The organism is Roseovarius dicentrarchi, from assembly GCF_003316635.1.
Taxonomy (GTDB): Bacteria; Pseudomonadota; Alphaproteobacteria; order Rhodobacterales; family Rhodobacteraceae; genus Roseovarius; species Roseovarius dicentrarchi.
In genome coordinates this window covers 122,052-138,385 of the sequence record NZ_QNQP01000007.1, presented here as the reverse complement: position 1 = coordinate 138,385, position 16,334 = coordinate 122,052, and the positions used below count along the sequence as shown (strand labels likewise).

Annotated in this window: 16 protein-coding genes; 8 read left to right on the top strand and 8 right to left on the bottom strand. The window is 64.9% G+C overall.

The genetic code is table 11. From position 1 onward, the window contains the following. Nucleotides 1-47: 47 nt before the first annotated feature. Nucleotides 48-1,217 carry a phosphoserine transaminase gene (locus tag DQ230_RS07345; protein ID WP_113911931.1) on the bottom strand — a complete coding sequence of 390 codons (1,170 nt, stop codon included), beginning with the start codon at nucleotides 1,215-1,217 and terminating at the stop codon, nucleotides 48-50. A gap of 157 nt (nucleotides 1,218-1,374) precedes the next feature. On the opposite strand from DQ230_RS07345, the gene serB reads away from it, so the two are divergent. Further along, the gene (gene serB / locus DQ230_RS07340; RefSeq protein WP_113911930.1) at nucleotides 1,375-2,250 is read left to right on the top strand and encodes a phosphoserine phosphatase SerB; all 876 of its coding nucleotides are present in this window, start codon (nucleotides 1,375-1,377) and stop codon (nucleotides 2,248-2,250) included. On the opposite strand, the gene DQ230_RS07335 is transcribed toward serB, so the two are convergent. Further along, the gene (locus DQ230_RS07335) at nucleotides 2,247-3,257 is read right to left on the bottom strand and encodes an asparaginase (RefSeq protein WP_113911929.1); all 1,011 of its coding nucleotides are present in this window, start codon (nucleotides 3,255-3,257) and stop codon (nucleotides 2,247-2,249) included. The genes serB and DQ230_RS07335 overlap by 4 nt on opposite strands. A gap of 217 nt (nucleotides 3,258-3,474) precedes the next feature. On the opposite strand from DQ230_RS07335, the gene DQ230_RS07330 reads away from it, so the two are divergent. Further along, nucleotides 3,475-3,996, top strand: coding sequence for an invasion associated locus B family protein (locus tag DQ230_RS07330; RefSeq protein WP_113911928.1), 522 nt, complete (start codon nucleotides 3,475-3,477; stop codon nucleotides 3,994-3,996). 72 nt (nucleotides 3,997-4,068) lie between these two features. Here DQ230_RS07330 and DQ230_RS07325 read toward each other — a convergent pair whose 3' ends face one another. Then, nucleotides 4,069-5,181 (bottom strand): CaiB/BaiF CoA transferase family protein, encoded by a 1,113-nt coding sequence (locus DQ230_RS07325; protein ID WP_113911927.1) that lies wholly within the window; start codon nucleotides 5,179-5,181, stop codon nucleotides 4,069-4,071. Nucleotides 5,182-5,403: 222 nt separating this feature from the next. Between DQ230_RS07325 and rlmN the strand changes: the two genes are divergently transcribed. Further along, the gene (gene rlmN, locus DQ230_RS07320) at nucleotides 5,404-6,582 is read left to right on the top strand and encodes a dual-specificity RNA methyltransferase RlmN (protein WP_113911926.1); all 1,179 of its coding nucleotides are present in this window, start codon (nucleotides 5,404-5,406) and stop codon (nucleotides 6,580-6,582) included. A gap of 22 nt (nucleotides 6,583-6,604) precedes the next feature. On the opposite strand, the gene DQ230_RS07315 is transcribed toward rlmN, so the two are convergent. Then, entirely contained in the window at nucleotides 6,605-7,417 is an 813-nt protein-coding gene (locus DQ230_RS07315; RefSeq protein ID WP_113911925.1) for an LOG family protein, read from the bottom strand. 322 nt (nucleotides 7,418-7,739) lie between these two features. Here DQ230_RS07315 and dapD point away from each other — a divergent pair, with 322 nt between their 5' ends. Both dapD and DQ230_RS07305 read left to right on the top strand, forming a co-directional pair. Then, a complete protein-coding gene (gene dapD / locus DQ230_RS07310) occupies nucleotides 7,740-8,567 on the top strand; it encodes a 2,3,4,5-tetrahydropyridine-2,6-dicarboxylate N-succinyltransferase (protein WP_113911924.1) in 828 nt (275 codons plus the stop codon). Then, nucleotides 8,567-8,935, top strand: coding sequence for a hypothetical protein (locus DQ230_RS07305; RefSeq protein ID WP_113911923.1), 369 nt, complete (start codon nucleotides 8,567-8,569; stop codon nucleotides 8,933-8,935). Before dapD ends, DQ230_RS07305 begins: the two co-directional genes overlap by 1 nt. Nucleotides 8,936-8,941: 6 nt before the next feature. Here DQ230_RS07305 and DQ230_RS07300 read toward each other — a convergent pair whose 3' ends face one another. After that, the gene (locus tag DQ230_RS07300) at nucleotides 8,942-9,997 is read right to left on the bottom strand and encodes a Hint domain-containing protein (protein ID WP_113911922.1); all 1,056 of its coding nucleotides are present in this window, start codon (nucleotides 9,995-9,997) and stop codon (nucleotides 8,942-8,944) included. A 255-nt stretch (nucleotides 9,998-10,252) separates the two neighbouring features. Here DQ230_RS07300 and dapE point away from each other — a divergent pair, with 255 nt between their 5' ends. From dapE to rnr, 3 genes are read left to right on the top strand one after another with little or no spacing between them, the layout of a single operon-like run. Then, nucleotides 10,253-11,404, top strand: a complete 1,152-nt coding sequence (gene dapE / locus DQ230_RS07295) for a succinyl-diaminopimelate desuccinylase (RefSeq protein ID WP_113911921.1) — start codon at nucleotides 10,253-10,255, stop codon at nucleotides 11,402-11,404. A gap of 2 nt (nucleotides 11,405-11,406) precedes the next feature. Then, nucleotides 11,407-11,985, top strand: a complete 579-nt coding sequence (locus tag DQ230_RS07290; protein WP_113911920.1) for a TIGR04282 family arsenosugar biosynthesis glycosyltransferase — start codon at nucleotides 11,407-11,409, stop codon at nucleotides 11,983-11,985. Nucleotides 11,986-12,024: 39 nt separating this feature from the next. Then, entirely contained in the window at nucleotides 12,025-14,289 is a 2,265-nt protein-coding gene (rnr, locus tag DQ230_RS07285) for a ribonuclease R (protein WP_113911919.1), read from the top strand. A gap of 7 nt (nucleotides 14,290-14,296) precedes the next feature. Here the strand turns inward: rnr and DQ230_RS07280 are convergent, their stop codons facing one another. The 3 genes from DQ230_RS07280 to DQ230_RS07270 form a co-directional block, all read right to left on the bottom strand. After that, a complete protein-coding gene (locus DQ230_RS07280; RefSeq protein ID WP_113911918.1) occupies nucleotides 14,297-15,385 on the bottom strand; it encodes a 5-(carboxyamino)imidazole ribonucleotide synthase in 1,089 nt (362 codons plus the stop codon). Continuing rightward, the gene (gene purE, locus DQ230_RS07275; RefSeq protein ID WP_113911917.1) at nucleotides 15,378-15,866 is read right to left on the bottom strand and encodes a 5-(carboxyamino)imidazole ribonucleotide mutase; all 489 of its coding nucleotides are present in this window, start codon (nucleotides 15,864-15,866) and stop codon (nucleotides 15,378-15,380) included. Before purE ends, DQ230_RS07280 begins: the two co-directional genes overlap by 8 nt. 75 nt (nucleotides 15,867-15,941) lie before the next feature. Further along, nucleotides 15,942-16,166, bottom strand: a complete 225-nt coding sequence (locus DQ230_RS07270; RefSeq protein WP_113911916.1) for a YdcH family protein — start codon at nucleotides 16,164-16,166, stop codon at nucleotides 15,942-15,944. Nucleotides 16,167-16,334: the final 168 nt, after the last annotated feature.

The following is a 16,334-nucleotide window of genomic DNA, read 5'->3' as shown; positions in this document are numbered from 1 at the left end:
TGGAATATGGGGGAGGGGGCGGGCCGCGCTGGCCCGCCGGGAAACGCTCAGGCCAGCGCGGCCCGCTCGGCGTGGTAGGCCCATTCGATCCAGGGCATCAGCGCCTGAATGTCGGACGTCTCTACCGTGCCGCCGCACCAGATGCGCAGACCGGGCGGTGCATCGCGGTAAGCGCCGATGTCATAAGCCACGCCTTCGGCCTCCAGCCGCTTGGCCACCGCCTTGGCGAAGGCCGCGCCATCCGCAATGGACGGGTCGGTGAAGCGCAGACAGACGGAGGTGTTCGAGCGGGTTGCGGGATCCTTGGCAAGGTTCGCGATCCAGCCGTGATCGGCCACGAAATCGGCAATGACGCCCGCATTGGCATCCGCGCGCTCGATCAGTCCGGGCAGGCCGCCGACAGACTGCGCCCAGTCCAGCGCCAGCAGATAATCCTCGACCGCCAGCATGGAGGGGGTGTTGATCGTCTCGCCCTTGAAGATGCCCTCGATCAGCTTGCCGCCCTTGGTGAGGCGGAAAATCTTGGGCATGGGCCATGGCGGGGTGTAGGATTCCAGCCGCTCCACGGCGCGAGGGCTAAGCACGATCATGCCATGCGCCGCCTCGCCGCCCAGCACCTTTTGCCAGCTGAAGGTGGTCACATCCAGCTTGTCCCAAGGCAGATCCTGCGCAAAGGCGGCAGAGGTGGCATCGCAAATGGTCAGCCCGGCGCGTTTGGCGGCGATCCAGTCGCCATTTACAACGCGCACGCCCGATGTGGTGCCGTTCCAGGTGAAAACCACGTCATTATCGGTATCGACGCTGCCAAGATCGACAAGCTCGCCATAGTCGGCCGTCTTGACCTCGGCATCCAGTTTCAGCTGTTTCACCGCGTCGGTGACCCAGCCCGCGCCAAAGCTCTCCCATGCCAGCATTTCCACCTTGCGCGGGCCCAACAGCGACCACATCGCCATTTCCACCGCGCCGGTGTCGGAGGCGGGAACGATGCCGATGCGATAATCCTCGGGGATGCCCAGAACGGTGCGGGTGCCGTCAATCGCGGCCTTCAGCCGCTCTTTGCCCACCGCCGCGCGGTGACTACGGCCCAAGGGCGCGCCAGACAGCTTTTCGAGTGTGAATACAGGGGGTTTGGCACAGGGGCCGGAGGAGAAGCGCGGGTTTGCAGGCCGCAATTCAGGTGCGCGCACGCCATCGCGCGCGGGGTCGTCAATAGCCATGTAGCTATCCTTCCAGATAAGCGCCCTTCGTTGGGGAAGGGTGTCCCACGGGCGAAGCTATGCGGGGCCGGGGCCTTTCGCAAGGGGGTAATTCACGCTATGCGGCGGATCGGAAATAGTTTGCGACCTGTGTCGCCTTTAGCGGGAGCCTTGCCAGATGTTCACAGCCACCCTGATCGCCCGCCCCGGCGGGTTGGAGCCGAGCCTGACCGAAAGCCTGCGCAACGCCTGGGGCGGGGGCGATGTGCAATGGCTGTCGCCGGATGAGGCAGCGGAGTTCACGCTGGCCGCGCGCCCCGGCAATCTGTGGGATGTCTGGCAGGACGTGCAGCAGATGGGCGTTGACCTTGCGGTGCAGGCGCGCGATGGGCGGCGCAAGCGGATGCTGCTGGCCGATATGGACAGCACCATGATCGCGCAGGAATGTATTGACGAGCTGGCCGAAGTGGCGGGCGTGGGCGATCATGTGCGCGCCATCACGGCCCGCGCGATGAATGGCGAGCTGGATTTCGAGGGCGCCCTGCTGGAGCGGATGGCGCTGCTGAAAGGTCTGCCGGAGGCGGTGATTTCGGATGTTTTGCAAACCCGTATCACGCTTGCGCCGGGCGGGCGCGCCTTGATTGCGACGATGCGCGGCAATGGCGCGCATACGGCGCTGGTGTCGGGTGGATTTACCGCCTTTACCGGGCCAGTGGCGGCGGATCTGGGATTTGACGAGCATCGCGCGAATGTGCTGTGCGTCGAGCAGGGCGCACTGACCGGCGATGTGGCGCGCCCCATTCTGGGGCGGCAGGCCAAGATTGACGCGCTGGAGGAGATTACCGCGCGGCTGGGCATCACGGCCGCCGATGTGATGGCCGTGGGCGATGGCGCGAATGATCTGGGCATGCTGGGCCGGGCGGGCGCGGGCGTGGCGCTGCACGCCAAACCGTCCGTGGCGGCGCAGTGCGATCTGCGCATCAATCACGGCGATCTGACCGCCCTGCTATATCTGCAAGGCTACGCGCGCAGCGAGTTTGTGGACGCGGGCTAAGCCACCAGTCCCGGCGCGGGTTTGATCATGCCGGCCTCGATCCCGCGCCAGCTGCGCAGCGTCTTGTTCATGAACTTGCGCGCGCTGGGGTGTTCGGGGTCCAGCACGCCCAGCCGCACCAGCAACGCGGCAATGGCGCATTCCGATGCGCGGTCGGCGCCGTCCGCCACCTTGAGCGCAATGCCCAGACCAAGGCCAGGAATGATGGCAATAAAAAACGCCTCTGCGCCGGTTTTCAGCGCCACGGGCTGATTGCAGGCGCGCATCAGCTCGGTGCAGGCGCGCCCCTCGCCTGCGACCAGATCGGGGTGCGCGATCATCGCGTCGCGCAGGCGGGCGGCGGCGGTCTGGCGCGTACCCGCGCCGTGCTGTGCATTGGCGAAATAGGCCATGGCGCGGCCCATACCGTGCAACGTGGTCAGGAAATTCGGGGCCGAGCAGCCGTCGATGCCATAGCCGGGGCTGGTCTGCGCGGTCACCTCCTCAAACGCGCGCAGGCAGGCCTGCTGCACCGGATGATCGAACAGCTCGTAATCAGGGCCGCCCTGCAAGTGCTGGTTCAGCGTCAAAAATCCGGCATGTTTGCCGGAGCAGTTGTTATGCAGCTGGCAGGGCGCCTCGTGTCCGCGAATCAGCGCATGGGCGGCGTCCTCGTCTTTGGGCATGTGGCTGCCGCAGCGCAGGTCCGGCTCGGACAGGCCCAGCCCCGCGATCCAGTCAGCGACCGGCGCCGTATGAATCGCCGCGCCGTTATGCGACGCGCAGGCCAGCGCCAGATGCCGCGCCCCCAGACCGGCGGCGTCCGCCGCGCCGCTTTCGACCAGCGGCAGCGCCTGCAACATCTTGCACGACGAGCGCGGATAGACCTGCGCGTTCGGGTCGCCCCACGCCTGCACGATGTCCCCGCCCGGACCGCAGATGACAGCATGGCCCAGATGCAGGCTTTCGCAGATCGGGCCGCGCCAGATTTCGGTCAGGGGAACGGGGGGCAGGGCGGTGTTTTTCATGGCTCAGGTTCCTTGGGGACGGGATGTGCGGGATTCCGCCAATTCAATCTTTCGTTTCTGGCAGGTTTTCGGCTATTGATGCAGTGTCGAGAAGATCCGCGCGCTTGCCAAGTGTAAACCCCCGGCAACAGGGGCGTTCACCGGGCGCGACTAAACTGAGGCTTATGACAGCTTGGAGGCTGCACGAGATATGGTATCACCAGTAAAGCGGGGCGCAATGTGCGCCGCAATAAGCGCATTTGCACTGATCGGTTTCGGGGCGGGATCACCCGTACTGGCCCAGGCCGAAAGCACCAATCAGGTCGCCGCCAAAACCGCATGGAGCGTTTTCACCGAAGCATCGCCGCGCGAATGCTGGACTGTTTCGGCCCCGACGGAGACCGTCAACACGCGCGGCGGCAAGGTGGTGGCTGTGCGCCGCGGCGAAATTCTGTTCATGACGTTTTTCCGCCCGGATGCGGGCGTGCGCGGTCAGGTTGCCTTTACCGGCGGCTATCCGTTTGCTGACGGATCGACGGTGGACGTGAATATCAGTGGCGAAAAATTTCAGCTTTATACGGAAAAAGAGTGGGCATGGCCCGCCAGCGCCGATGACGACGCCAAGATTATCGCAGCGATGAAGCGCGGCGCCGATGCGGTTCTGACAGCGCAGTCCGGGCGCGGAACGCAGACCAAGGACACGTTTTCGCTGATCGGCTATACCGCCGCGATGGAAGAGGCGCAAAAGCGCTGCCAGTGATCTGATACGCTGCGGCGGCTGGAACTGGAGATAGACTGTTTTTCAACGCGCCTGCATGGAAATGCAGGCGCGTTATTCTTTCCGGCCTGCCTGCCGGCTTGCCGCTTGCAACTCCGCCAAGATTTCATCCGTATGCTGGCCCCGCGCGGGCGGCGCGGCGGGTGGGGCCGTACGCCCGTCGAAACGGGGGGCCACAGCGGCCTGCAACGTGCCGTCCGCATCCTTGTGCCAGATGCCGCGCGCGCGGCTCAGCGGATGGTGCAGCGCCTCGTCCGGGCTCAGGACCGGCGCGGCGCAGGCATCGGTCCCCTCAAACAGGGCTGTCCAATGATCGCGCGGCTTGGCTGCAAACAGCGCCTCAAGCCTTGCGGTCGCGCGGGGCCAATGCGCCGGTTCAAACTGGCTGTCGAAATCGGGATCGCCGGTCAGGCCGAGCAGGTCCAGAAACACTGCGTAGAACTTTGGCTCAAGGCTTTGGACGGACATGAACCCGCCATCCGAGCAGGCATAGGTCCGGCACCAGTGCGGCCCGTCCAGCAGGCTGGCGCCCCGGTTTGACTGGTGCGTGCTGGACTGGTGCAAGGTCATCAGCAGGTTCATCATATGCGCCGACCCGTCGACCATCGCGGCATCCACCACCGTCCCCTTGCCGGTGCTGCGCGCATTCAGAATACCCGCCAGCATGCCGATGGTCAGGTATTGCGCGCCGCCGCCGATATCGCCGACCAGTGTTGCGGGGGCCATCGGTGGTTGGCCGGGCAGGGACGCATACCAAAGCGCCCCCGACATCCCGATATAGTTCATGTCATGCCCTGCCATATGTGCCATCGGCCCGTCCTGCCCCCAGCCGGTCATCCGGCCATAAACCAGTGCGGGATTGGCCGCGTGGCAGTCTTCGGGACCAAGCCCGAATTTCTCCATCACGCCGGGGCGAAACCCCTCGATCAGACCGTCCGATGTCTGAATCAGGGCCATCACGGTCCCAAGATCACCCGCATCCTTCAGATCCAGCGCGATCGAGCGTTTGCCGCGGTCGATCACCGGCGCCTGCGGCATGCCCGGCGTCGGATTGCCGCCCTTGCGGTGAACTACGATCACATCGGCGCCCAGATCGGCCATATGCATCGCTGCGAACGGTCCCGGCCCGATTCCCTCAAATTCGATGATGCGCAATCCGTTCAGCATAAGGGTATCCTATCGTAGACGCCGACCAAGGGGGCGCGCGGCATCGCGCCGGGTATCGGTGCAAACTATGCGGGCCATGTTCTGTATTGCAAGCGTCTGTGCGGTCCCCTCGCAGGCCCGGCACGCGGCGCACCCGCTCGCTTTCATTTGAGCGCGGTCCCCTTTGGCATTGCCGTGCAAATGCTATATAGCGCGGTATCCGACGCTGAAAGGCCCGCCCAGATGACCCAGACCGCCCCGATCACCCAAGACCTGATTACGATCCCGCGAAAGGCCGAAGCCGGCAAGCCGAACCTGATCGGCCTGACGCGCGACGCGCTACGCCAGATCCTGATCGACCACGGCACCCCCGAAAAGCAGGCCCGCATGCGCGCCGGGCAGATCTGGCAGTGGGTCTATCAGTGGGGCGTGCGTGATTTCGCGCAGATGACGAACCTCGCCAAAGCCTACCGCGTTGATCTGGAGGAAAAATTTACACTCAATACCCCCGAGGTTGTCAGCCGCCAGGTCAGCAATGACGGGACCCGCAAATATCTGGTGCGTATCGCCGGCGGTCATGAGGTCGAGGTGGTCTATATCCCCGAGGAGGGGCGCGGCACCTTGTGCATCTCCTCTCAGGTGGGCTGCACGCTGACCTGTTCGTTCTGCCACACCGGCACGCAAAAACTGGTGCGCAACCTGACGGCGGGCGAAATCGTCGGCCAGATCATGGTTGCGCGCGATGATCTGGGCGAGTGGCCGCAGCAGGGCGCGCCCAAGGACGAAACCCGACTGCTCAGCAATATCGTGCTGATGGGCATGGGCGAGCCGCTCTATAATTTCGAGAATGTGCGCGACGCGATGAAAATCGCGATGGACCCCGAGGGCATCCAGCTCAGCCGCCGCCGCATCACGCTGTCCACCTCCGGCGTTGTGCCGGAAATCCACCGCACGGCGGCTGAAATCGGCTGCATGCTGGCCGTCAGTTTCCACGCCACCACGGACGAGGTGCGCGACACGCTGGTGCCGATCAACAAGAAATGGAACATCGCGGCCCTGCTGGAGGCGCTGAAGGCGTATCCCAAGGTCAGCAATTCCGAGCGGATCACCTTTGAATATGTCATGCTGGACGGCATCAACGACAGCGATGACGACGCGCGCCGCCTGATCAAGCTGATCGATGGCATCCCTGCCAAGATCAACCTGATCCCGTTCAACGAATGGCCCGGCGCGCCCTACAAACGCTCATCAAACAACCGCATCCGCGCCTTTGCCGACATCATCTACAAGGCCGGCTACGCCAGCCCCATCCGCACCCCGCGCGGCGAGGATATCATGGCCGCCTGCGGCCAGTTGAAATCGGCCACCGAACGCGCCCGCAAATCCCGCCGCCAGATCGAGGCCGATGCACAGCAAGGCTGACGCCCGCCGCGCGGCGGCGGGTTTAATCGTGCCACTCGTCAATGATCCTGACCGCTTCGGCGGCGGTGTCGACAAACTGGAACAGGTCCAGATCCTCGTCGCTGATCGTGCCGGCATCTGCCAGTGCCTCCCAGTTGATGAGGCGGCGCCAGAATTCTTCGCCGAACAGCAAGAAGGGCATGCGCTTCATCCGGTCGGTCTGGATCAGCGTCAGCGCCTCGAACATTTCGTCCAAAGTGCCAAAACCGCCGGGGAACACGCAGATGGCACGCGCGCGCATCAGGAAGTGCATCTTGCGGATGGCGAAGTAATGGAAGTTGAAGCACAGGCCGGGCGTGACATACTCGTTCGGCGCCTGCTCGTGCGGCAGCACGATATTCAGCCCGATGGAGGCGCCCCCGGCATCGGCCGCGCCGCGGTTGCCCGCCTCCATCACGCCGGGCCCGCCGCCTGTGGCGATCACGAATTCACGCCCATAGGCCGCCATCGACCGCTCGGTCATCAGACGCGCAAAAGTGCGGGCCTCGTCATAATATTTCGACAGCTCCGCCAGCGTTTCGGTGCGCGCGCCCGCCTTTAGCGACGGTTCGGGAATGCGCGCGCCGCCAAACAGAACAACCGTGCTCTTGATGTTGCGCTCGTTCAGGATCAGCTCAGGCTTGAGCAGCTCCAGTTGCAACCGCACCGGGCGCAGATCCTCGCGGCACAGAAAATCCTTGTCGTTGAAGGCCAGCCGGTAAGCTGGCGCGCGGGTTTGCGGCGTGTCTGGCACCTGCTCGGCCGTTTTGCGGTCAGATCCGGCGTCACGGAACTGGCTGGTGCGGTTGTCTGTCATGCGCGAATGCCCCTGAATACTGTGTTGACAGCAGCACTACCGGGTTGCCTGTGATTTGACCAGCGCCCAGGCAGCCAGCGCTGCGCCGCGTGGAGGCGCAGTTCTTTGGGTATTTTCACCAAGAAAAGCCACAGTGGCGCTCCATTGGCTTTTCTTGGTTTAAATACCCAATTTCTACGCTGGCTGCGGGCGCTGCGGTATCGGCGCGAGCGTGGCGCCCGATCTGGCGCAATCCACGCGCAGAGTGGCGCATTGCGCGTCGCGTGCGGGCTGCCTATACCCGATGCCAGTTCAAAGCGTATTTTCCGAAAGGTCCACCGCCATGTCCAACGCTCAGCTTGAAACCGCAATCGAAGCCGCCTGGGAGGCGCGCGATCAGATCACGCCCGAAACCAGGGGCGAGACCCGCGACGCCATTGAGGCGACGCTTGACGCGCTGGATAGCGGCAGCCTGCGTGTGGCCGAGCGGGGCGAGGATGGCACCTGGCGTGTGCATCAGTGGGCCAAGAAGGCCGTTCTGCTGGGTTTCCGGCTGAAAAACATGGAGCGCCAGGAGGGCAGCGTTCAGGGCGGCGCCTGGTGGGACAAGGTCGACAGCAAGTTCAAGGACTGGAATGATGCTGACTGGAAAGCCGCCGGTTTCCGCGCGGTGCCGAACTGCATCGTGCGCCGCTCGGCCTATATCGCGCCGGACGTGGTGTTGATGCCGTCCTTTGTCAATCTGGGTGCTTATGTGGACAGCGGCACCATGGTCGATACCTGGGCCAGTGTCGGCAGCTGCGCGCAGATCGGCAAGAACGTGCATCTGTCGGGCGGCGTCGGCATTGGCGGCGTTCTGGAGCCGATGCAGGCAGGCCCGACAATCATTGAGGACAACTGCTTTATCGGGGCGCGCTCCGAGGTGGTCGAAGGCTGCATCATCCGCGAGGGCAGCGTTCTGGGCATGGGTGTCTTCATCGGCCAGTCGACCAAGATCGTCGACCGCGAAACCGGCGAGGTGAGCTATGGCGAAGTGCCGGCAGGTTCGGTCGTCGTGGCCGGTTCGCTGCCGTCCAAGAACGGCATCAATCTGTATTGCGCCGTCATCGTCAAGCGCGTGGACGAGCGCACGCGCTCCAAGACATCCATCAACGAACTTCTGCGCACCTGATGGAGGGCAAGCCCAAGGCCAAGGCGCCCAAACGGCAGGAGGTTTATACCCTTCTGGTCGAAATCGGCCGCAAGGCCGGGGACGGTCTGCCCAAGGGGGCCACCGGCGCCGCTCTCGTCATCTACGCCAGCGGCGTGGACGAGGGCGAGGCCGTGCGCGAGACGGTGGCGATCCTCAAGCAGGCCGATACCGCGCCGCTGGATGTGTCGGGTTACGGCACCCTGGCCGAGCGGGAGGCCGAGGGCCACGAGATTGGCGACGAGGACCGCGCACTGATGCAGCGCGCGCTGGACGAAAACGCGGTGATCGTTGCGCAGATGACACCGTTTTTCGGTGACGAGCGGGACGAGGATGTCGGCGACGACTGAGGCGCTTCAGGCCGCGCGGTGGATGGCCAGCGCGCGCGCCTCGAACGGTTTCAGCACCGGCCAGACGGGCGGCGCATGTTCCGGCAGGCGCGCCGCGTCCTCGTGCCCCAGAACCGAGGCGGCCAGCGCTTGTTTGTCGCGGCGCAGGCGCCCGATATACAGGCTCTCGACCGGGCAGCCGGCCGCCAGCAGGGTCTGATGGTCCGGCAGCAGCAGGCCGTAATACGTCACCATATCCGGGCCGCTGCCGTAATGCGCTGATGCACCGTTGACCAGATGGCGCGCGGCCACCAGCGCCGCCTCGGCTGCGAACATGTATTCGACATCGCCGCCGCCGATCACCAGTCGTTGATGCGGTGCGACCGCTATGGTGCGCGTCAGACCGAAATACGGCGCGCGCAGGCGTACGGGCCGCAGGCTGCCCCGTGCCGGGACGGTTTGCCGTACGCAGCGCAGGATCGGCACGGCGTCGCCATCCGGGGTCAGCACGATATCGCCGCGCCGCAGCCGGGCGACAGGCACGTCGCCATGCGGGGTGGCGACAGGCACCTGTGCGGTCAGGGAGGGCATCGGGCCAATCGGCTCGATCCGATCCGACAGGGCGACAAAGCTGACGTCCCGGTCCATGATCCGGCCCGCCGCGCCGCAGATCAGGCGATGCAGATCCCCCTGCGCAATGGGGTGGGGCGGGGGCGTTGCCACGGTTTGGATGCTGCTGCTGGCCAGATTTTCAAGCGCCAGCCGCCCGGTGCGGGCCGCGCTGTCCCATGCGTAGGTGATGCGCACCAGATCGGTGTGACTGTCCAGCTCATGGGGCAGCAAGGTATGGCGCACGTCGCCGCCTGCCTCGTCAATCAGCGCGATTGCCCCCGAGGGAAGTACCTGGAGCGACAGCACCCCGCCAAACCGCCGGGCGCGCGGGACGGACAGCATTATCTGCGGCTGGCATGCAGGGGACAGGACCGTTTCAACCATAAGGGTGCCGCGCGCCGCGTCACCCGCCGCAAGCCCGGCAGCGTTCAGGATGCCGCCGCCATGATCGCCAATGCCGATCCATCCCATGTCACACGGTCCGTTCAAAGGGCATGGGCCGATGGGAGCAGGTTCTGCGGATCATTTGGGCGGGCCTCTTTCGGTGCGGCGCTGACGTATCGGGACGTGTCGGGGTCATGCGCTGCACCGTTAAGTCAAGCTTGGCGCACTGTAACGACCATCCACCCGGCGGGTAACGGATTTTGCCATTGGCGCGCATTATTTGCAAAGCCGTTGCATCCGCGCTAGCCATCACCAATCGTTGCCGCCAACTGCCGAGGGACCATGCACCATACATCTGTCGATCCTGCCAAGTTGACCGCGGACCTGATCCGCTGTCCGTCCGTCACCCCCGCAGAGGGCGGCGCGCTGACCCTGCTGGAGGGGGTTCTGACCGATGCCGGGTTTACCTGCACGCGCGTTGATCGGGCCGGTATTCCTAACCTGTTCGCGCGCTGGGGCGGCAAGGGCGCGGCGCGCAGCTTTGGCTTCAACGGGCACACCGATGTGGTGCCGCTGGGGGATGAGGCGGCGTGGAGCGTCGACCCTTTCGGCGCCGAGATCCGCGACGGCATGATGTGGGGCCGGGGCGCGACCGACATGAAATCGGGCGTTGCCGCCTTTGCCGCCGCTGCCATTGATTTTGTTCAGCAAACGCCGCCCGACGGCGCCGTCATACTGGCCATCACCGGCGACGAGGAGGGCGACGCGACCGATGGCACCGTCGCGTTGCTGGACTGGATGCAGACGAATGGCGAGGCGATGGATGTCTGCATCGTGGGCGAGCCGACCTGCCCCGACCAGATGGGCGACATGATCAAGATCGGGCGGCGCGGCTCGCTGAGTGCGTGGCTGACCATCACCGGCGTGCAGGGCCATTCGGCCTACCCGCACCGCGCGGTCAACCCGCTGCCCGCGATGGCGCGGCTGGTGGACCGGCTCAGCGCGCATGAGCTGGATACCGGCACCGATCATTTTGACCCCTCGACGCTGGCGGTGGTCACCATCGACACCGGAAATGCGGCGACGAATGTGATCCCGGCAACGGTGCGCGCGACGGTGAACATCCGTTATAACGATGCGCATACGGGTGCGGATCTGACCGATTGGCTGCAAGGGCAGCTTGATGCGATCTGCGCCGAAATGGGCGTGACCGGCACGCTCAAGGTCAAGAACTCGGGCGAGAGTTTCATCACGCCCCCCGGCGATTTTTCCGATATGGTGGTGCGCGCGGTCGAGGCCGAGACGGGCCGCACGCCGGTGCTGAGTACCTCGGGCGGCACCTCGGATGCGCGGTTCGTCAAGGATCATTGCCCGGTGGTGGAATGTGGCCTTGTGGGCCGCACCATGCATCAGGTGGATGAAAATGTCGACGTCGCGCAGATCCATCAGCTGAAGGCGATCTATACCCGTATCCTGCGCGATTATTTCGCCTGAGGATGCGCCCGACGCTGGTCGTCATGCTGAAAGAACCGCGTCCGGGCCGGGTGAAAACCCGGCTGGGGCAGGGGATCGGCATGGTGCCTGCCGCATGGTGGTTCCGCCACCAGACCGCGCGCCTGTTGCGCGAGGTGGAGGGTCCGCGCTGGCGGCTGGTGCTGGCTGTCGCGCCGGACCGCGAAGGGCTGGCCAGCCGCGTCTGGCCCCGCCACCTGCCGCGCATCGCCCAGGGGCGCGGCGATCTGGGCGCCCGCATGGCGCGCATCATGCGCAGCCTGCCGCCGGGGCCGGTCTGCATCATCGGCGGCGATATTCCGGGCATCAGGCGGGTGCATATCGCCCGCGCCCTTGCCGCGCTGGGCGGGCATGACGCGGTGTTTGGCCCCGCGCCCGATGGCGGCTACTGGCTGATCGGGCTAAAACGCAGCGGCGCCATTCCTGCCGGATTTTTGCAAAATGTGCGCTGGTCCACTGCCGATGCGCTGGCAGATAGCATCGCCAGTCTGCCGGGCGCGCGCATCGCGCTGGTTGACATGCTGCGCGATGTGGACACCATTGCAGATCTGCGCGCGCGTTAGCTGTTCCCGCCGCCGCGCGCCCATGATAGGCCGTGCTGCATGAAACAAATGCCAACCAAAGCCGAGATCCTGACCTGGATTTCCGAAAACCCCACCCTCGCCGCCAAGCGCGACATCGCCAAGGCGTTCGGGATCAAGGGGGCCGCCAAGATCGACCTCAAACGCCTTCTGCGCGAGCTGGAGGACGAGGGCCATCTGGCCAAGCGCAAGAAGACGTATCGCGAGCCGGATCGCCTGCCGCCAGTCAGCGTGCTGGAAGTCATCGGCCCGGACGCCGGCGGCGATCTGCTGGCGCGCCCGCTGGAATGGCAGGGCGACGGGCCGGAGCCGACGATCCTGCTGGTTCTGCGCGGCTCTGACCCGGCGCTGGGCGCGGGCGAGCGTATTCTGGGCAAACTTATCCAAGTAAAGGGCGAGACGCATCAATACGAGGGGCGGCTGATCCGCCGCATCGGCCATAACCCGCAGAAAGTGCTGGGTATTTTTCGCAAGGGCACCGAGGGCGGGCGCATCCTGCCCATCGACAAGGGGCAGGCGCTGGAATGGATGGTCGAGCCGGCCGCCACCGGCGGCGCCAAGGATGGCGAGCTGGTCGAGGCTGAACGCTCCGGCCCCAAGGGGCGCATGGGCCTGCCGCGCGCGCGCATCCTCGCGCGTCTGGGCGATCCTTCGGCCCCGCGCGCCGTGTCGCTGATCGCCATTCACCAGCACGGCATCCCCGACGATTTCCCCGATGCGGTGATCGCCGAGGCGGACGCGATGACGCCCGCCGGGCTGGAGGGCCGCGAGGATCTGCGCGATCTGCCGCTGGTCACGATTGACCCTTGGGATGCGCGCGACCATGACGACGCGTGTTACGCTCATGCCGATGATGCGCCGGATAACGAAGGCGGCCATGTGATCTGGGTCGCCATCGCGGATGTCGCGCATTACGTCACGCCGGGTTCGGCGCTGGACGCCGAGGCGCGCAATCGCGGCAACTCCAGCTATTTTCCCGACCGCGTGGTGCCGATGCTGCCCGACCGGCTGTCGGGCGATCTGTGCTCGCTCCACGAGGGGGTTCCGCGCGCCTGTATCGCGGTGCGGATGCGGATTGATGAATTTGGCGAGAAGATCGACCAGACCTTCCATCGCGCGATCATGCGCTCCGATGCCTCGCTGAATTATCAGGAGGTGCAGGCGGCGCAGGACGGCGCGCCGAACGACAAATGCGCACCCCTGATGGAGGAGGTGATCGCGCCGCTTTACGCCGCCTATGACGCGCTGAAAATCGCGCGCAAACACCGCCAGCCGCTGGATCTGGACCTGCCCGAGCGCAAGGTGATCCTCAGCGACGAGGGCAAGGTGCTGAGCGTCAATTTCACCGAACGGCTGGACGCGCACAAGCTGATCGAGGAATTCATGGTGCTGGCAAACGTCGCCGCCGCCGAAACGCTTGCTGCCAAAAAATCTCCGCTGCTCTACCGCGTCCATGAGGAGCCCCCCATTGAAAAACTCGACGCGCTGCGCGAGGTGGCCGAGGCTGCGGGGCTGGTTCTGGCCAAGGGGCAGGTGCTGAAGACGTCGCATATCAACGCGCTGCTGCATGGCGCGGCGGATACCGATCACGCCGAGCAGATCAACATGTCCACCCTGCGCGCCATGACGCAAGCCTATTATTCGCCTGCCAATTTCAGCCATTTCGGCCTTGCCCTGATGGCTTATGCGCATTTCACCTCGCCGATCCGGCGCTATGCCGATCTGATCGTGCACCGCGCGCTGATTTCCGCGCATGGCTGGGGCGATGACGGGCTGAGCCGTGCCGAGATCGATCAGCTGGAGGCAACCGCGCAGCATATTTCCGAGACCGAGCGACGGTCGATGATGGCCGAGCGGGACACGAATGACCGCTATCTGGCGGCGTTCCTGTCCGAGCGTGTGGGCGAGGAATTCAGCGGGCGCATCAGCGGCATCGCCAGTTTCGGGGCCTTTGTGAAGCTGGATGAAACCGGCGCCGACGGGCTTATTCCGATGCGCAGCATCGGGCACGAGTATTTCGTCCATGACGCAGGGTCCGCGACGCTGATGGGGTCGGAATCGGGCCGCATCATCAGGCTTGGCCAGAGCGTGACGGTAAAGCTGGCCGAGGCATTGCCCGTTACCGGCGGCATCGCGCTGGAGCTGGTCAGCGTCGAGGGCAAGGCCATGCCGCAGGGACGCGGGCAGGGCCGGGGCAAGCCGCCCCAGCGCAAGCTGGGCGCGGCCAAAAAGAAAGCGGCAAAGGCAGGGCGCAAGGTGGAACGCACGCGCCGGGCGAAGCTTTAGGAGGGCTTCAGGCCGGGCCTGTCACGCGGTTGACATGGCCCATCTTGCGGCCCGGTTTCACCTCGGCCTTGCCGTATAGATGCAGCGCGCAGGCGCCGTCGCGGGCCAGATCCGGCACGCGGCCCACGTCGTCGCCGATCAGGTTTTCCATCACCACGTTGGAATGCCGCTTGCCATCGCCCAAGGGCCAGCCGGCCACCGCGCGAATATGCTGCTCGAACTGGTCAACGGTGCAGCCATTCTGCGTCCAGTGGCCGGAATTATGCACGCGCGGGGCTATCTCGTTGACGATCAGGCCATCCGCCGTCACGAACAGCTCGACCCCCATGACGCCGACATAATCCAGCTTGTTCAATATCTTGGCGGCCAGCAGCACCGCGTCACTGCGCTGCGGCGGCGACAGGCGGGCCGGGATGGTGGTGGTGCGCAGGATGCCATCCTCATGCACATTTTCCCCCGGATCGAAGACCGATACATCACCCGCCGCATTGCGCGCGGCGATTACGGACACCTCGTGGGTGAAATCGACGAACCCCTCGTAGATACCGGGCGCGCCATTCATATCGGCCAGCGCGCCATCGGCATCCTCAGGCGCGCGCAGGCGCACCTGACCCTTGCCGTCATAGCCAAAGCGGCGGGTTTTCAGGATCGCAGGCAGGCCGATTTCCTCCATCGCCTGACTGATGTCCTCGCTGTCATCAACAGCGGCGAAAGGTGCTGTTTTCAGGCCCAGATCGTTCAGAAACGCCTTTTCCACCAGCCGGTCCTGACTGACGCGCAGCGCCATGCGGTTGGGGTGAACGGGGCGCAGTTTTTCAAGGATATCCAGCGCCGAGGTCGGGATATTCTCGAACTCGAAGGTGATCACATCGCAGGTGTCGGCGAAATCGCGCAGCGCGGCTTCATCCTCATAGGGCGCGGCGATATGGCGGTTGGCGACGTGGGAGGCGGGGCAATCCGCGCCCGGCTCGAAGATGCAGGTCTTGAACCCAAGGCGGGAGGCGGCGACAGACAGCATCCGGCCCAGTTGTCCTCCGCCAAGGATGCCGATGGTCGCGCCGGTTTTCAGTGGCCCGGATGTCAGTGGCTCAGTCATTGCAAGGCTCCTCGGGGATAGAGGCGGACAGGGCCGCGCGCCAGTCATCCAGACGCTGTGCCAGCGCCGGATCGTCATTGGCCAGAATTGCGGCGGCCATCAGGCCGGCATTGGCGGCACCGGCCGCGCCGATGGCCATGGTGGCGACGGGGTAGCCGCGTGGCATCTGGACGATGGAATAAAGGCTGTCGACGCCCGACAGCGCCCGCGTCTGGACCGGCACGCCGATCACCGGAACGCGGGTTTTGGATGCCATCATGCCGGGCAGATGCGCGGCACCGCCGGCACCCGCGATGATCGCCTTGAGGCCGCGGCCTGCGGCCTCCTTGCCATAGGACCACAGGCGGTCAGGTGTGCGGTGGGCCGAGACGATGCGCGCCTCATAAGGCACATCCAGCGCGTCCAGAATATCGGCCGCCTCCTTCATCGTTGGCCAGTCCGATTGACTGCCCATGATGATCCCGACCTGCACTTGCGGCATAATGCGCCCCCCGTTAATTCAGGCGCAAACCATAGTCGCGCGGCGCCGGCGCGTCTAGCGTCGATGCGCTGCCTTTCAGGCGATAATATCGGGCAAAAGCCGGTCTTCGATATAGGCGATGCGATCCTTGAGGCGCAATTTCTGCTGTTTCAGCCGCTTGACGGTGAGCGGATCGCGCACGCTGCGTTCCTCCAGCGCATGGATCGCCTCGTCCAGATCGCGGTGCTGGCGGCGGAACTGCTCCAGCTCGACGCGCAGCACATCATCGGACTTCATCGCAAGCTCGCTATAGGCGTTCATATCGGGGTAAATCCTTGGACTTGCTAAGATGCGCCAGATGATAGGCTGAATTTGACTGTCCGCATAGCCCTTGCACCCAAAAGGATGAAGACCCATATTCATTCCAAGGTGCCGTTGCCGATGACGGGATGGCGCGAAATCTGACCAGTCGCTTGAGGCAAGGACGTG

Coding starts and splice junctions, on each gene's coding strand:
- DQ230_RS07345 (WP_113911931.1), bottom strand. CDS start 1,217: ATGGCTATTGACGACCCCGCGCGCGATGGCGTGCGCGCACCTGAATTG.
- serB (WP_113911930.1), top strand. CDS start 1,375: ATGTTCACAGCCACCCTGATCGCCCGCCCCGGCGGGTTGGAGCCGAGC.
- DQ230_RS07335 (WP_113911929.1), bottom strand. CDS start 3,257: ATGAAAAACACCGCCCTGCCCCCCGTTCCCCTGACCGAAATCTGGCGC.
- DQ230_RS07330 (WP_113911928.1), top strand. CDS start 3,475: ATGTGCGCCGCAATAAGCGCATTTGCACTGATCGGTTTCGGGGCGGGA.
- DQ230_RS07325 (WP_113911927.1), bottom strand. CDS start 5,181: ATGCTGAACGGATTGCGCATCATCGAATTTGAGGGAATCGGGCCGGGA.
- rlmN (WP_113911926.1), top strand. CDS start 5,404: ATGACCCAGACCGCCCCGATCACCCAAGACCTGATTACGATCCCGCGA.
- DQ230_RS07315 (WP_113911925.1), bottom strand. CDS start 7,417: ATGACAGACAACCGCACCAGCCAGTTCCGTGACGCCGGATCTGACCGC.
- dapD (WP_113911924.1), top strand. CDS start 7,740: ATGTCCAACGCTCAGCTTGAAACCGCAATCGAAGCCGCCTGGGAGGCG.
- DQ230_RS07305 (WP_113911923.1), top strand. CDS start 8,567: ATGGAGGGCAAGCCCAAGGCCAAGGCGCCCAAACGGCAGGAGGTTTAT.
- DQ230_RS07300 (WP_113911922.1), bottom strand. CDS start 9,997: ATGGGATGGATCGGCATTGGCGATCATGGCGGCGGCATCCTGAACGCT.
- dapE (WP_113911921.1), top strand. CDS start 10,253: ATGCACCATACATCTGTCGATCCTGCCAAGTTGACCGCGGACCTGATC.
- DQ230_RS07290 (WP_113911920.1), top strand. CDS start 11,407: ATGCGCCCGACGCTGGTCGTCATGCTGAAAGAACCGCGTCCGGGCCGG.
- rnr (WP_113911919.1), top strand. CDS start 12,025: ATGAAACAAATGCCAACCAAAGCCGAGATCCTGACCTGGATTTCCGAA.
- DQ230_RS07280 (WP_113911918.1), bottom strand. CDS start 15,385: ATGACTGAGCCACTGACATCCGGGCCACTGAAAACCGGCGCGACCATC.
- purE (WP_113911917.1), bottom strand. CDS start 15,866: ATGCCGCAAGTGCAGGTCGGGATCATCATGGGCAGTCAATCGGACTGG.
- DQ230_RS07270 (WP_113911916.1), bottom strand. CDS start 16,166: ATGAACGCCTATAGCGAGCTTGCGATGAAGTCCGATGATGTGCTGCGC.